General features: G+C 69.4%; 6 protein-coding genes. 4 read left to right on the forward strand and 2 right to left on the reverse strand.

From position 1 onward, the window contains the following. Positions 1 to 281: 281 nt before the first annotated feature. Together gltB and AB0N16_RS20990 are read left to right on the forward strand one after the other, a co-directional pair. Positions 282 to 4,820, forward strand: coding sequence for a glutamate synthase large subunit (gltB, locus tag AB0N16_RS20985; protein WP_365798775.1), 4,539 nt, complete (start codon positions 282 to 284; stop codon positions 4,818 to 4,820). Further along, the gene (locus tag AB0N16_RS20990; RefSeq protein ID WP_365798777.1) at positions 4,813 to 6,273 is read left to right on the forward strand and encodes a glutamate synthase subunit beta; all 1,461 of its coding nucleotides are present in this window, start codon (positions 4,813 to 4,815) and stop codon (positions 6,271 to 6,273) included. The genes gltB and AB0N16_RS20990 overlap by 8 nt, the downstream gene beginning before the upstream one ends. Before the next feature lie 103 nt (positions 6,274 to 6,376). Here the strand turns inward: AB0N16_RS20990 and AB0N16_RS20995 are convergent, their stop codons facing one another. Further along, positions 6,377 to 6,838 (reverse strand): hypothetical protein, encoded by a 462-nt coding sequence (locus AB0N16_RS20995; protein WP_365798779.1) that lies wholly within the window; start codon positions 6,836 to 6,838, stop codon positions 6,377 to 6,379. Between the two features lie 325 nt (positions 6,839 to 7,163). Then, a complete protein-coding gene (locus tag AB0N16_RS21000; protein ID WP_365798781.1) occupies positions 7,164 to 12,341 on the reverse strand; it encodes a caspase family protein in 5,178 nt (1,725 codons plus the stop codon). Between the two features lie 148 nt (positions 12,342 to 12,489). Here AB0N16_RS21000 and AB0N16_RS21005 point away from each other — a divergent pair, with 148 nt between their 5' ends. Both AB0N16_RS21005 and AB0N16_RS21010 read left to right on the forward strand, forming a co-directional pair. Then, complete coding sequence (locus tag AB0N16_RS21005) at positions 12,490 to 13,215, forward strand: VWA domain-containing protein (RefSeq protein ID WP_365798783.1); 726 nt, start codon at positions 12,490 to 12,492, stop codon at positions 13,213 to 13,215. 87 nt (positions 13,216 to 13,302) lie between these two features. Then, entirely contained in the window at positions 13,303 to 14,961 is a 1,659-nt protein-coding gene (locus AB0N16_RS21010; RefSeq protein ID WP_365798785.1) for a cytochrome bc complex cytochrome b subunit, read from the forward strand. The last annotated feature ends 19 nt before the right edge of the window (positions 14,962 to 14,980 follow it).

The following is a 14,980-nucleotide window of genomic DNA, read 5'->3' on the forward strand; positions in this document are numbered from 1 at the left end:
GGACCGATGGACACGGATCTGTCCGGATCGGTCCCCCACCACCTTCGCCGCAAGAGCGGCACCGCGCCGTAAACCCCTGCGGCGTCCGCATGTTGGAACGGTGTATCCAGTTCCCGAGAATCGCTCCATCATGTAACCTGCGTGAAATTTCGCAACAAAAACGCAGAGGGCCAGCGTCGTCCCTCGGCACCTGCTATATGCCACTGACGACGACGGGAGAGCCGATGCGTACGCCGCGCCAGCCGTCCCAGCACTCCACGAACGGCCGAAACTGGTCGTTCATGGATGCTCGCCCTGCTGCGCAGGGTATGTACGACCCCCGCAACGAGCGCGACGCCTGTGGCGTCGGCTTCGTGGCCACCCTCACCGGTGAGGCGAGCCACGCGCTGGTCGAGCAGGCGCTCACGGTTCTGCGCAACCTGGAGCACCGCGGCGCGACCGGCTCCGAGCCCGACTCCGGCGACGGCGCCGGCCTGCTCTCCCAGGTGCCCGACGCCTTCTTCCGTGAGGTGGCCGGATTCGAACTGCCGGCGGCCGGTTCGTACGCCGCCGGTATCGCCTTCCTTCCGGAGGACGGCATCGAGGACGCCGTCTCGCGGATCGAGACGATCGCCGGCGAGGAGGGCCTCACCGTCCTCGGCTGGCGCGAGGTTCCGGTCGCCCCCGAGCTGCTCGGCGCCACCGCCCGCTCCACCATGCCGGTCTTCCGGCAGGTCTTCGTCACCGACGACGCCAGCGAGGGCATCGCGCTGGACCGCAAGGCGTTCGTGCTGCGCAAGCGCGCCGAGCGCGAGGTGGGCGTCTACTTCCCCTCGCTGTCCGCCCGGACCATCGTCTACAAGGGCATGCTGACCACCGGCCAGCTGGAGCCCTTCTTCCCGGACCTGTCCGACCGCCGCTTCGCGTCCGCGATCGCGCTCGTGCACTCCCGGTTCTCCACCAACACCTTCCCGTCGTGGCCGCTCGCGCACCCCTACCGGTTCGTCGCGCACAACGGTGAGATCAACACGGTCAAGGGCAACCGCAACTGGATGGTCGCCCGCGAGTCCCAGCTGGTCTCCGACCTGTTCGGCCCGCAGGAGAAGCTGGACCGCGTCTTCCCGATCTGCACGCCCGACGCCTCCGACTCGGCGTCCTTCGACGAGGTGCTGGAACTCCTGCACCTGGGCGGGCGCTCGCTGCCGCACTCCGTGCTGATGATGATCCCGGAGGCGTGGGAGAACCACGACTCCATGGACCCGGCCCGGCGCGCCTTCTACGGCTTCCACGCCACGATGATGGAACCCTGGGACGGCCCCGCCTGCGTCACCTTCACCGACGGCACCCAGGTCGGCGCCGTTCTCGACCGCAACGGCCTGCGCCCGGGCCGCTACTGGGTCACCGACGAGGGCCTGGTCGTCCTCGGCTCCGAGGTCGGCGTCCTCGACATCGACCCCGCCAAGGTCGTCCGCAAGGGCCGCCTCCAGCCCGGCAGGATGTTCCTCGTCGACACCGCCGAGCACCGCATCATCGAGGACGACGAGATCAAGGCGAGCCTCGCCGCCGCACAGCCCTACGCCGAGTGGCTGGAGGCCGGCGAGATCGAGCTGAGCGACCTGCCCGAGCGTGAGCACATCGTGCACACCCACGCCTCGGTCACCCGCCGCCAGCAGACCTTCGGCTACACCGAGGAAGAGCTGCGCGTCATCATCGCGCCGATGGCCAAGGCCGGTGCCGAGCCGATCGGCTCCATGGGCACCGACTCGCCGATCGCGGCGCTGAGCGAGCGCCCGCGGCTGCTCTTCGACTACTTCACCCAGCTGTTCGCACAGGTCACCAACCCGCCGCTGGACGCGATCCGGGAAGAGCTCGTGACGAGCCTGCGCTCCTCCCTCGGCCCCGCGGGCAACCTGCTCGACCCGAACGCCGCCTCCTGTCGCTCGGTCGTGCTGCCCTTCCCGGTGATCGACAACGACGAGCTGGCCAAGCTCATCCACATCAACGCCGACGGCGACATGCCCGGCTTCAAGGCCGCGACCCTCTCCGGTCTGTACCGGGTCTCCGGCGGCGGTGACAGCCTCGCCGCACGGATCGAGGAGATCTACGCCGAGGCCGACGCGGCCATCGAGAACGGCGCCCGGCTCATCGTCCTGTCGGACCGGCACTCGGACGCCGAGCACGCGCCGATCCCCTCGCTGCTGCTCACCGCGGCCGTCCACCACCACCTCATCCGCACCAAGCAGCGCACCCAGGTGGGCCTCCTCGTCGAGGCCGGCGACGTCCGTGAGGTCCACCATGTCGCCCTGCTGATCGGCTTCGGCGCCGCCGCCGTCAACCCGTACCTGGCGATGGAGTCCGTCGAGGACCTGACCCGCGCGGGCACCTTCCTGCCGGGCATGGAGTCCGAGCAGGCCATCCGCAACCTGATCTACGCCCTCGGCAAGGGCGTCCTGAAGGTCATGTCCAAGATGGGCATCTCCACGGTCGCCTCCTACCGTGGCGCCCAGGTCTTCGAGGCCGTCGGTCTCGACGCCGCGTTCGTCGAGAAGTACTTCAACGGCACCGCCACCAAGATCGGCGGCGTCGGCATCGACGTCATCGCCAAGGAGGTCGCCGCCCGCCACGCCAAGGCGTACCCGGCCTCCGGCATCGCGCCGGCCCACCGCGCCCTGGACATAGGCGGCGAGTACCAGTGGCGCCGCGAGGGCGAGCCGCACCTGTTCGACCCCGAGACGGTCTTCCGCCTCCAGCACTCGACGCGTGCCAACCGCTACGACATCTTCAAGAAGTACACGGACCGCGTGAACGAGCAGTCCGAGCGGCTCATGACGCTGCGCGGGCTCTTCGGCTTCAAGAGCGACCGGGAACCCATCCCCCTCGACGAGGTCGAGCCGGTCTCCGAGATCGTCAAGCGCTTCTCCACCGGTGCCATGTCGTACGGCTCCATCTCGCGCGAGGCCCACGAGACCCTCGCCATCGCCATGAACCAGCTGGGCGGCAAGTCCAACACCGGTGAGGGCGGCGAGGACCCGGACCGGCTGTACGACCCGGCGCGGCGCAGCGCCATCAAGCAGGTCGCGTCCGGCCGCTTCGGCGTGACCTCCGAGTACCTGGTCAACGCCGACGACATCCAGATCAAGATGGCCCAGGGCGCCAAGCCCGGCGAGGGCGGCCAGCTGCCCGGCCACAAGGTCTACCCGTGGGTCGCCAAGACCCGGCACTCCACCCCGGGCGTCGGCCTGATCTCCCCGCCGCCGCACCACGACATCTACTCCATCGAGGACCTGGCCCAGCTGATCCACGACCTCAAGAACGCGAACCCGCAGGCGCGGATTCACGTCAAGCTGGTCTCGGAGGTCGGCGTCGGCACGGTCGCGGCCGGTGTGTCGAAGGCGCACGCGGACGTGGTCCTGATCTCCGGCCACGACGGCGGTACGGGTGCCTCCCCGCTGACCTCGCTGAAGCACGCGGGCGGCCCCTGGGAGCTCGGCCTCGCCGAGACCCAGCAGACCCTGCTGCTCAACGGCCTGCGGGACCGGATCGTGGTCCAGACCGACGGCCAGCTGAAGACCGGCCGGGACGTGGTCATCGCCGCGCTGCTCGGCGCCGAGGAGTTCGGTTTCGCGACCGCGCCGCTCGTCGTCTCCGGCTGCATCATGATGCGCGTCTGCCACCTGGACACCTGCCCGGTGGGCGTCGCCACCCAGAACCCGGTGCTGCGCGACCGCTTCTCCGGCAAGGCCGAGTACATCGTCAACTTCTTCCGGTTCATCGCCGAGGAGGTCCGCGAGATCCTCGCCGAGCTGGGCTTCCGCTCCATCGAGGAGGCCGTCGGCCACGCGGAGACGCTCGACGTCACCCGCGCCGTCGACCACTGGAAGGCGCAGGGCCTGGACCTGACCCCGCTCTTCCACGTGCCCGAGCTGCCCGAGGGCGCGGCGCTGCACCGGACCATCGCGCAGGACCACGGCCTGGAGAAGGCCCTGGACAACGAGCTGATCAAGCTCGCCTCCGATGCCCTGGCCGCCTCCAGCGCCACCGACGCCCAGCCGGTGCGCGCCCAGATCAAGGTCCGCAACATCAACCGCACGGTCGGCACCATGCTCGGCCACGAGGTGACGAAGAAGTTCGGCGGCGCGGGCCTGCCCGACGACACCATCGACATCACCTTCACCGGCTCGGCCGGCCAGTCCTTCGGCGCCTTCCTGCCGCGCGGTGTCACGCTCCGCCTGGAGGGCGACGCCAACGACTACGTCGGCAAGGGCCTCTCCGGTGGCCGTGTGATCGTGCGTCCCGACCGGGCCGCCGACCACCTCGCCGAGTTCTCGACGATCGCGGGCAACACCATCGCCTACGGCGCGACCGGCGGCGAGCTGTTCCTGCGCGGTCGTACCGGCGAGCGGTTCTGTGTCCGCAACTCCGGTGCGCTGGTGGTCTCGGAGGGCGTGGGCGACCACGGCTGCGAGTACATGACCGGCGGTCACGCGGTGGTCCTCGGCGAGACGGGCCGCAACTTCGCGGCCGGTATGTCCGGTGGCATCGCGTACGTCATCGACCTGAACCCCGACAACGTCAACGTCGGCAACGTGGACGCCGTCGAGGCCCTGGACGACACGGACAAGCAGTGGCTGCACGACGTGGTGCGCCGCCACGCCGAGGAGACCGGCTCCACGGTCGCCGAGAAGCTGCTCGCCGACTGGGACACGGCCGTGCAGCGGTTCAGCAAGATCATTCCTGGCACCTACAAGGCAGTGCTCGCCGCCAAGGACGCCGCCGAGCGAGCCGGTCTCTCCGAGACCGAGATCACCGAGAAGATGATGGAGGCGGCGATCAATGGCTGACCCGAAGGGCTTCCTGAACCACGGCCGTGAGGTCGCCAAGACCCGCCCCGTCGCCGACCGTGTCAGGGACTGGAACGAGGTCTACGTCCCCGGCTCGCTGCTGCCGATCATCAGCAAGCAGGCCAGCCGGTGCATGGACTGCGGCATCCCGTTCTGCCACAACGGCTGTCCGCTGGGGAACCTGATCCCCGAGTGGAACGACTTCGCCTACCGCGAGGACTGGACGGCCGCCTCGGAGCGCCTGCACGCGACCAACAACTTCCCGGAGTTCACCGGTCGCCTCTGCCCGGCCCCCTGCGAGTCGGCGTGCGTGCTCGGCATCAACCAGCCGGCCGTCACCATCAAGAACGTCGAGGTCTCGATCATCGACAAGGCGTGGGACGCGGGCACCGTCGCCCCGCAGGCCCCGGAGCGCCTGTCCGGCAAGACCGTCGCCGTGATCGGCTCGGGCCCGGCCGGTCTGGCCGCCGCCCAGCAGCTGACCCGGGCCGGCCACACGGTCGCCGTCTACGAGCGCGCCGACCGCGTCGGCGGCCTGCTCCGCTACGGCATCCCCGAGTTCAAGATGGAGAAGCGGCACATCAACCGCCGTATCGAGCAGATGCGCGCGGAGGGCACCCGCTTCCGTACCGGCATCGAGATCGGCCGCGACCTCAAGGCGACCGACCTGAAGAAGCGGTACGACGCGATCGTGATCGCCGCCGGCGCCACGACCGCCCGTGACCTCCCGGTTCCCGGCCGCGAGCTCAAGGGTGTCCACCAGGCGATGGAGTACCTGCCCCTGTCGAACAAGGTCCAGGAGGGCGACTACGTCACCTCCCCGATCTCGGCCGAGGGCAAGCACGTCGTCGTCATCGGCGGCGGCGACACCGGCGCCGACTGCGTGGGCACCGCCCACCGTCAGGGCGCGGCCTCGGTCACCCAGCTGGAGATCATGCCCCGTCCGGGCGAGGACCGGGCACCGCACCAGCCGTGGCCGACCTTCCCGATGCTCTACAAGGTCACCTCGGCGCACGAGGAGGGCGGCGAGCGGGTCTACTCCGTCTCCACCACCCACTTCGAGGGCGACGAGGAAGGCAACGTCCAGTGGCTGCACCTCACCGAGGTGGAGTTCATCGACGGCAAGCTGACCCCGAAGCCGGGCACCGAGCGGAAGATCCCGGCCCAGCTGGTCACCCTCGCCATGGGCTTCACCGGCACCGACCGGGACAACGGTCTGGTCGAGCAGTTCGGTCTCGACCTCGACGAGCGCGGCAACGTCGCCCGCGACGCCGACTTCCAGACCAACGTCCCCGGCGTCTTCGTCGCCGGTGACGCGGGCCGCGGCCAGTCCCTGATCGTCTGGGCGATCGCGGAGGGCCGCTCGGCCGCCAAGGGCGTCGACCGCTTCCTGACCGGAGCGAGCGAACTCCCGGCCCCGATCCGCCCGACGGACCGCTCGCTGATGGTCTGACCATCACCCCGTAGAACGTCCCGTACAAAGGCGTACGGAACACTGACGGCGCCTGCCCCACAGTCCCCGACCGGACGACTGGGCAGGCGCCGCCGCATGTGTGCTACTTGCCGGACCCACCCGGCCAGACCCAGGTGACGACGACTGCCGTGGCGATCGCGAGCACGCCGGCGAATCCGAGCCACCGCGCTCCCTCGACGAGCCGCCAGATCCGGCGGGTACGCTCCCGCTCCCAGCGCAGCAACCGCCCCGCCTCCAGGAGGATCTCCTCACCCGGGCGTCCGTGTACGGCGCTCACGCTCAGCCACGATGCGGTGATCAGCGCGAGGAAACCGGTCCCGAGCAGCGCGGTCACACTCCATCGCACGGCCTCGCCGAGCTTGGTGACATCTTCCTGCCCTTTCAGCACGAAGACGGCGGACAGCAGCCCGGTGAGGGAGGCGAGGAAGTTCCGGTACCCCTCGGCCTGGCGCAGAGCCTCCGCCAACTGTCGCTCGGGCGAGGATAGTTCGGGGATACGGCGGTCAGCCTCGCGGAGTTGTCCGGGCGTGGGTGTATAGGTCACGGTGTGCCTCCGGCCGGGGGCGGGGGAGCGATCGCGAGGAGGGCGCCGCACCCCAGGGGCTCGCTCGCCGGGCGGTTCATGTGCAGAGTGCGGCACTGGCAGACCGAGTAGTACGGCTCGGGCCCCGGTTCCTTACGCCGCCCGAGGAAACCGCCCTTGCCGACGGGCGGCTGACCGAAGCTCCAGGTCCGCCGCATGGCACAGCCACAGACGGGACAGGTCCCGGCGGCCTCGTACACGGCATCGTCTCCGGTTCCCCGTACGGTCCACTGAAAGGTCAGTACGGGGGTGTGGACGGCGTCGGGATCGTACGGGATGGGGGCGTTCACTCGGGGGTGCCTTCCGTCGCTTCGGGAGGGAGGTCGGGGGCGAGTTCGAGGGAGAAGAGACCCGCGTACCAGGCGAGCCGCTCCCGGACCTCGGCCTCGGAGAGGTCGGTCTCCTCCGAACACAGGGTGATGTGGTCCCGGGGGACCGCACCGGCCAGGGCGGGGTGCCGGCCGGTCAACTGCTCGGTGAGGACGATCAGGTCCCGCCAGTCGGGGACGAGGTCACCCTCTTCGGGGGTGGGCCTGCGGACGGTGACGTCGAGACCCAGGCAGGACAGCGGGGCGTAGCGGTCGTAGGTCCGGCCCAGGGTCCAGCCGAAGCGACCGGCTGTGCGGACGAGTTCGAGGGGGCCGAGGGGGCCTTCGCCGATAAGGCCGGGGTCGAAGGCGGCGAGGTCGAAGACGTCCGGGGTGAAGCGGTCGAGGGCGGCGGCTTCGGCAGGGGTGCACCGGGGTGGAGCGGCTCCCAACGGGGTGAAGCGGGCCAGGCGCTCGACGGAGGCGGCGATGCTGCAGCGGGTGTCCTGGGCGTGCTTGAGCAGCCTTTGGAAGGTGAGTGCGGGATAGAAGCCCTTCCGTAGGGAGACAAGGGCCGTGATGTCACTGTGTGTCGCCTGGAGACCGAGGACTTCGGGGGAGGGCGGAGCGACACGGAGCGGCAAGGGCTGCTCCTCGTCGGTCAGCCGATCGACGAGGTCCCCGATCGGGAGCCGCTCGAACGCGCTCAGCTCAGTCAGGAGGCACAAGTTCACCTCCCCTCGGTCCACTTCTAGTTTGTTCCGGAGGTTGCCTTTGAGCTTCAGCGGGTGTTCCCAGAGGCCGAGTTGACGCACGACCCGGTCCTTCGACGCTTCGAAGTCGGAGGAGAGGAGACCGGCCGCCGAAAGAAAACGCAAGGCCTCTTCGGCGTCATGGGCTTCGGCCGTGAGGGAGTGCGAGTCGGCCCTGGGGCCGCTGCCCTTTTGCACAGCCATGACGAATTGCCATGGGGACACGTCCTCCCACTGGTCGACGCTCATTGTCTTCAGCACGGTGACGGCCTGTCCGGCGGGGATGACGTCGGAGATCTCGGTGGGAGGCTGCGCGGCGCGGATTCCCGTCACCGCGGTCAGAGCATTCACCCGCGAGGCCACTTCGCTCGGCCGTATCTCCAGCTCGGCGGCGACCAGGAGCAGGTCGACGACGGACAGATCACTGTCGCGATACCGGGTGTTGCGGGTGTAGTTCCCCGTCGGAACGGTGAACAGGGGCTGTTCCGATTCGGGGAGCGGCCCGTGGGAGAGCGCCGCCTGCGAGGGCTCGGACCGGAGGGAGAACCCGAGCGGCCCGAAGTGCCGGACGCGCGCCGCCAGGGTGTGGACGGAGCCACTGGGATTGGGCCGGGTGAGGAGGTCCATGACGTGCAACGTGCCGGGCCACATGAGGCCATCGGGACTTCCGTAGCCGCGGGTCACCAGCATCCTCGCGTCCTGCGGGGTGGGAACCTCGGAGGCGAGTTCGGTGCTCAGTTCGGGCCCGGCCGGAAGCTCGGGTTGCCAGGTCCGAAGCTGTTCCAGAAGAGCGGCGGCGGCACCGAGGCTCAGCCGGTGTGCCGCGGCGACCTGAAGGAGCGGTGAGTGGACCGCCGGCCGAAGCCAGTCGGCGGCGTGATTGTGCAGCAGCACGCGCTGGTATTCGGTGGCCAGCCTCAGCAGGGCGCCGGAAGGCCGGACATCGCCCAGTTCCCGGATGTCCGCGGCCGCGGGAACCTCGATACCGATGATCGCGTAACGGCGCAGGGCCCGGAGCACCGTCCTGAGCGGCACGCCCGCCCGGACCGAGGCTCTGATCACCGAGACCCACCCGTCCGGGTCACCCTCCGTCTGGAAGAGCACGGAGTCCATGCTCCCCGGCAGGGGATAGCCGGGAGGCGCGAACGGGGCTCTGTCGTGGCGCAGGAGCCCCAGACGCGTCGACCGCCATTTGTTCGCGAGGACGCTTTCGTACCCACCCATGCGGAACGACAGCTGGCCCTTGGCGCGCTCGCCGTCCCTGTCCATGGGCAGGCAGCCCGCCGTGGCCAGGGGCACCGAACGAGCCGCGCGTTTGGACCACTGCGGCTGCTCCACAACGGCTTGTGCGTGGGCCGGCAATGAGTCGAGTACCGCGATGGCGAACTGGGACGACGTCTTCGCGAGATCCCACAGCCAGCTCATGCGCACCGTGTTCCACTGGGCCGCCGCCCTGGGGACCGAGGCGAGCAGCTCGGTCCTCACCACCTCGGTGTCGTAGGAAATCAGTGTGTTGCGGTCCACACTGGGCTCCGGGCGGTGCCGTTCCCGCAGGTTGATGACGTAGCCGTACTCCTCCTCCGGATCGGCGTTGCTCCTGATCCGCACACCGTCCAGCAGCCACACCGTGGGCCCCTGCACCAGCCAGACGTCCCGCGAACCCTGTACCGCTTCGAAGGTCCAGTGCGCCGGGTCGGGACTCGTGAGCACGCCGGGCTTCCAACGGCTCTCGCGGACCGGGTCATCGGCCGGGTCCCGCCCGAGTTCCACCGCCTCCACGGCGAAGTCCGCCACCCAGAGAAACGACTCCAACGTCTCCACCAGTGAAGGCAGCCGGTCCTCGTCCTGCCCCAGGTACAGGCGCACCCGCGTGCCACCCTCAAGAGTCACCGTCGGGTCGTCGCTGATCCGCAGCAGTCCCGATCCGGACTGGATGTCCGCTCGCAGGGGATCCAGCCGCTCCGCCCGCCCGTAGTGGTCCACCGGACTCGTCCAGACGACCACCTCCTCGGCCAGCATGAAGTAGCTGAACACTCCGATCCCGAAGCGTGAGTTGAGCGGCATCTCACTCAGTCCCGCCCGCCGCCAGTTGCGCCGCTCCTGGACGAACTCGGGGTCTTGCTCGTACCGCTTGCCGGCTCGGGCGAACATCGACGTCAGCTTGGCGCGGCTCATGCCCGAGCCGTTGTCCGTGCATTCGATGTACGGCCTGCCGTCCCTGTCCCAGCCCTGGGTGAATCTGATCTTCGGGGTCCAGTCGAGCTCGGGCCGCCCTCGCATCACCCCGTACTGGCGCCGCATGTCCCGGTAGCGGCAGGCGTCGAGCGCGTTCTGGTACAGCTCACGCACCGCCAGCATGCGATCGCCGTAGAGCTGCGTGCCCATGAGCAGCGGGCGGATCTCGTCCTCGGCCAGCCGGAAGCGCTCCAGGGGCTGCTTGTACCGGTCGTCGAGAGGGACGAGCTGCTCGCTGGTGACCCGTTCCGGGAAGCCCCGGAGCAGGGCCGGCGGCGTGGTGCGCTGCTTCTGCCACTCCAGGTGCAGCAGGTTCACCGTGGTGTTGGCTCGCGCGGCCAGTTCCTCGGCCGCCACATGCAGCGCCGGATGCGGGCAGGCGAACCGTACGGTGAGCTCGTAGGGGCCGTTCTCCGTCTCGCCGAGCGGTGCCACGTCGTAGCCGAAGTCGGCCGACAGCGTCGCCACGACCTCTGCGGGGGCGAGCGGTTCATGGGCGCCGAGGTGATCGACCAGCACGCTGGACATACGGCGTGGGTCGGCGGCGAGCAGACCGGCCGTCCACAACAGGCGGGCCAGGTCGGGGGCGCGCCACTGGTTGCCCGGCACCGGAGGGTAGAGCCGCCACTCGTCGTCGCCGGGAGTGTCGTTGATGCGGGGACTGGAGCTGGGCTGCACCGCGAGATGGCCGAGAACCTGACGCAGCTGGCCGTCGACGGCGGCCCGGGCAGCGGGGCGCACGGGGGCCGCCGAGGGGTCCCCTCCCGAGTCGAGGACGGCGCCGGCCAGCAGGTCGAGGATCGTGTCCACGGAGGGGTAGGCGCCGGTGCGCTCCCACAGCAGGTCCCACTCCGTGATGAACCGGTGCCGCAGCCAGTGGTCGGCGGCGGCCGCCTGCTCCTGGAGGCCGCGTCGGCGCAGGGTCGCGGTGGTGCGCCGGACCTGGGAGTGCGCACGGCACACGTCGTGGGCGGCGCCCCGGACCAGGTGGTCGTGCCCGTCGGCCGGTTCGTCCGGCGCCGCCTTGACGTCCATGCCGTCGGGCATCGCGCGGCGCAGTTCCTCCAGCGCGATGGCGACGATGCCCTCGTGGACGACCGGCGCGGCGAGCAACGCCGCCGTCTCGGCGGGCGACAGCAGGTCCCGTCCCTCCAGCCCGGCACGCTTCACCAGGATGCCCAACTGCTCCACCACCCGGACCGGATAGGTGGGATCGGCCCAGGGATCGGCGCGATGCGCCCCCTCCGTGGACAGCGAGTCCACGATGTGCTCGACGAGCGCGCCCAGCCGTTTTCGTACCCGCTCGTGCACGGCGGCGCCGCCCGAGGTGTACTCCCACAGACAGGACGTCTCGATCATCGTGGTCCAGCGGTAGACCTCCTGCGCGCCCTCGCACAGCACCGGGCTCGGGGACTCGTCGCCCCTGCCGTGCGGGACGTACCGCTCTACGGTGGGCGGCGGGACTCCCGCGTCGGAGGCGGTCCGGCGTACGGCGGCCTGGGTGTACCGGACGAGGTCGGCGAAGGTGGTCGGCTGGGTCGTCGGGGCGAGCGCCTTGGCGAGTGCGCGGCCGAACCAACTGCCCTCCTGCGGATCCGCGTAGGAGCGCTGTCCCCGGCCGCAGCTGTACAGCCAGTACACGTCCTCTTCGGCCGTCAGTACCGTCTTCCTGCTCTGTTCGGAGGCGGCCGTCGGGTCCTCGGCACGGCAGGTGTCCAGGCAGACAACGGTGGTCACGCCAGCGGGCAGGCCGTCGAGCAGACCCTCGGGGTCGGCGGGTATCAGCGTGCGGTCGAGCAGCGGCCGTACGCCGTCCTGGGCGGCGCGGCCGGGTTGGGTGTCGGCGGGCAGCAGGTAGTCGCGCTTGCCGAGTGTCACCCCGTGGCAGGAGATGTACAGGAACGCCGTGTCCCCGGGCTCGCAGGCGTCGAAGAACTCCTGCAGTGCGCCCAGCAGCTCGGAACCCCCCGGATCGGTCAGCTGCCGTACCTCGTAAAGGGACTGACGCAGTGACCGGCCGACGAGTTCGACGTCCTCGGACGCGCCCTCGAGCGCCGGGAAGCGCTCGGCGAGATGCACGTCCTTCTCCAGCGCGGGTGTGCGTCCCACCCCGACGACGAGCGCCCGCCGCCGGCCCTGCGTCGTACCCTCCGTCTGCTCGGCCCCCATCCGCATCCCCTCAGGTCACCCGAAACGAGTCAGCAATCATCCCAGAGCGCCAGGCCTGATGAGTTGGATTCGCACCGGTCGTGGCGCCGCAGTCGAAGTTGTGACCACGTAGTCTCGGCCCTGACCGAGGGACGAGGGGGAGCAGGGCATGGCCGCGATCAGTCTCAGCAAGGTGGCGGAGAGCGCGCCCGCGCTGGTCGGGTCGTACCGGTCGGCGGGGGTCTCCCTCACCAAACACGGACTCGACGGACTGCGCGCCGCCGTCTACCTGGTCGTCGACTACTCCGGTTCCATGAAGCCGTACTACGCCGACGGCAGCGTGCAGGCACTCGCCGACCGGGTCCTCGGCCTCTCCGCGCACCTGGACGACGACGGCCGGGTGCCCGTCGTCTTCTTCTCCACCGACATCGACGCGGTCACCGACATCAGGCTCGCCGACCACACGGGCCGGATCGAGAAGATCGCGGCCGGGCTCGGGCACATGGGCAAGACCAGCTACCACCTGGCCATGGACGCCGTCATCGACCACTACCTGGACAGCGGGTCCACCGCGCCCGCCCTGGTCGTCTTCCAGACCGACGGCGGCCCGATCAACAAGCTCGCCGCCGAACGCTACCTGTGCAAGGCGGCCAAGCTGCCACTGTTCTGGCAGTTCGTCGGCTTCGGCGACCCGCACAGCAAACAGTTCGACTTCCTGCGCAAGCTCGACGAACTGGCGGTGCCGGGGAAGCGGGCGGTGGACAACGCGGGCTTCTTCCACGCCGGTTCGGACCCGATGACGGTGCCGGACGGTCAGCTGTACGACCGTCTCGTCGGCGAGTTCCCGCAGTGGCTGGCGGCGGCCCGGGCGGCGGGCATCGTACGAGCCGACTGAGCTGACGGACTTTACGACGCACCGTTGGCTGTCGGGGTCCTGTCATGCCACCCTGAGGGGTGATCCGGCAGGGAGGCGACGCGACGTATGGACGACGCGGCACGAACGGTGAACGGCTCGGTACGGGTGGGGAGTTCGGCGACCAGGGAGAACCCGCCGGGCAACGGTGAGAAGCTCGCGGACTGGGCCGACGGGCGGCTCGGGATCTACGCCCTGGCCAAGGCGAACATGCGCAAGGTGTTCCCGGACCACTGGTCCTTCATGCTGGGCGAGGTCTGCCTCTACAGCTTCCTCATCCTGATCCTCACGGGCATCTACCTCACCCTCTTCTTCGAGCCCAGCGGCGCCGAGGTCGTCTACCACGGCTCCTACGAGCCGATGAACGGCATCATCATGACCAAGGCGTACGAGTCGACGCTGCACATCAGCTTCGACGTACGCGGCGGACTGCTGATCCGGCAGATCCACCACTGGGCGGCGCTGGTCTTCGTCGCCGGGATGTTCGTCCACATGATGCGGGTGTTCTTCACCGGCGCCTTCCGCAAGCCGCGCGAGGTCAACTGGCTGTTCGGCTGGACCCTGTTGTTCCTCGCCATCCTCACGGGCCTGACCGGCTATTCACTCCCCGACGACCTGCTCTCCGGCACCGGCGTCCGGTTCGCCGACGGTGCGATCCTGTCGATCCCGATCGTCGGCTCGTACATCTCGATGTTCCTCTTCGGCGGGGAGTTCCCGGGCCACGACATCATCTCCCGGTTCTTCCCGATCCACGTGCTGCTGCTCCCCGGGATCATGCTGGGGCTGGTGGTGGCCCACCTGATCCTGGTCTTCTACCACAAGCACACCCAGTACCCGGGGCCCGGACGCGACCAGAAGAGCGTCGTCGGCATGCCCTTCCTGCCGGTCTACATGGCCAAGGCCGGCGGTTTCTTCTTCCTCACCTTCGGCATCCTCGCGATCATCGGCGCCATCGCCACCATCAACCCGGTGTGGGCCTTCGGCCCCTACCGCCCCGACCTGGTGACCACCGGCGCCCAGCCCGACTGGTACCTCGGCTTCTCCGAGGGACTGATCCGGGTGATGCCCGGCTGGGAGATCAACGGCTGGGGTCACACCCTGGAACTGGGTGTCTTCATCCCCTTCTCGCTCTTCCCGCTCTTCCTCCTGGCCATCGGCGTCTATCCGTTCGTCGAGGGGTGGATCACCGGCGACAAGCGTGAGCATCACATCCTCGACCGGCCGCGCAACGTGCCCGTCCGCACCGCCCTCGGCGTGGCCTGGCTCAGCGTGTACTTCGTGCTGCTGATCGGCGGCGGCAACGACATCGTGGCCACCCATCTCCACCTCTCCATCAACTCGATCACCTGGTTCGTGCGGATCGCCGTCTTCGTCGTCCCCGTCCTCGCCTTCATCACCACCAAGCGGATCTGCCTCGGCCTGCAACGCCGGGACCGCGACAAGGTGCTGCACGGCCGGGAGACCGGCCTCATCAAGATGCTTCCGCACGGCGAGTACATCGAGGTCCACGAACCCCTCGGCCAGGACAGCCTGTTCGTCCTCACCCAGCACGAACAGAACCCGCCGTACGAGATCGGTGCGCTGGAGGACGCGAACGGGGTACGGCGCAAGGTCACGGTCGCCCAGCGGGTACGGGCGCGCGTGGCGAAGGCGATGTACGGCCCGGACACCCACATCCCGAAGCCGACGCGGGAGGAGTACCGGGAACTTTCGAGCAAGGACCACTGAATCGCGCCCCTCGGGGGCG

The organism is Streptomyces sp. NPDC051105, assembly GCF_040682795.1.
GTDB lineage: Bacteria > Actinomycetota > Actinomycetes > Streptomycetales > Streptomycetaceae > Streptomyces.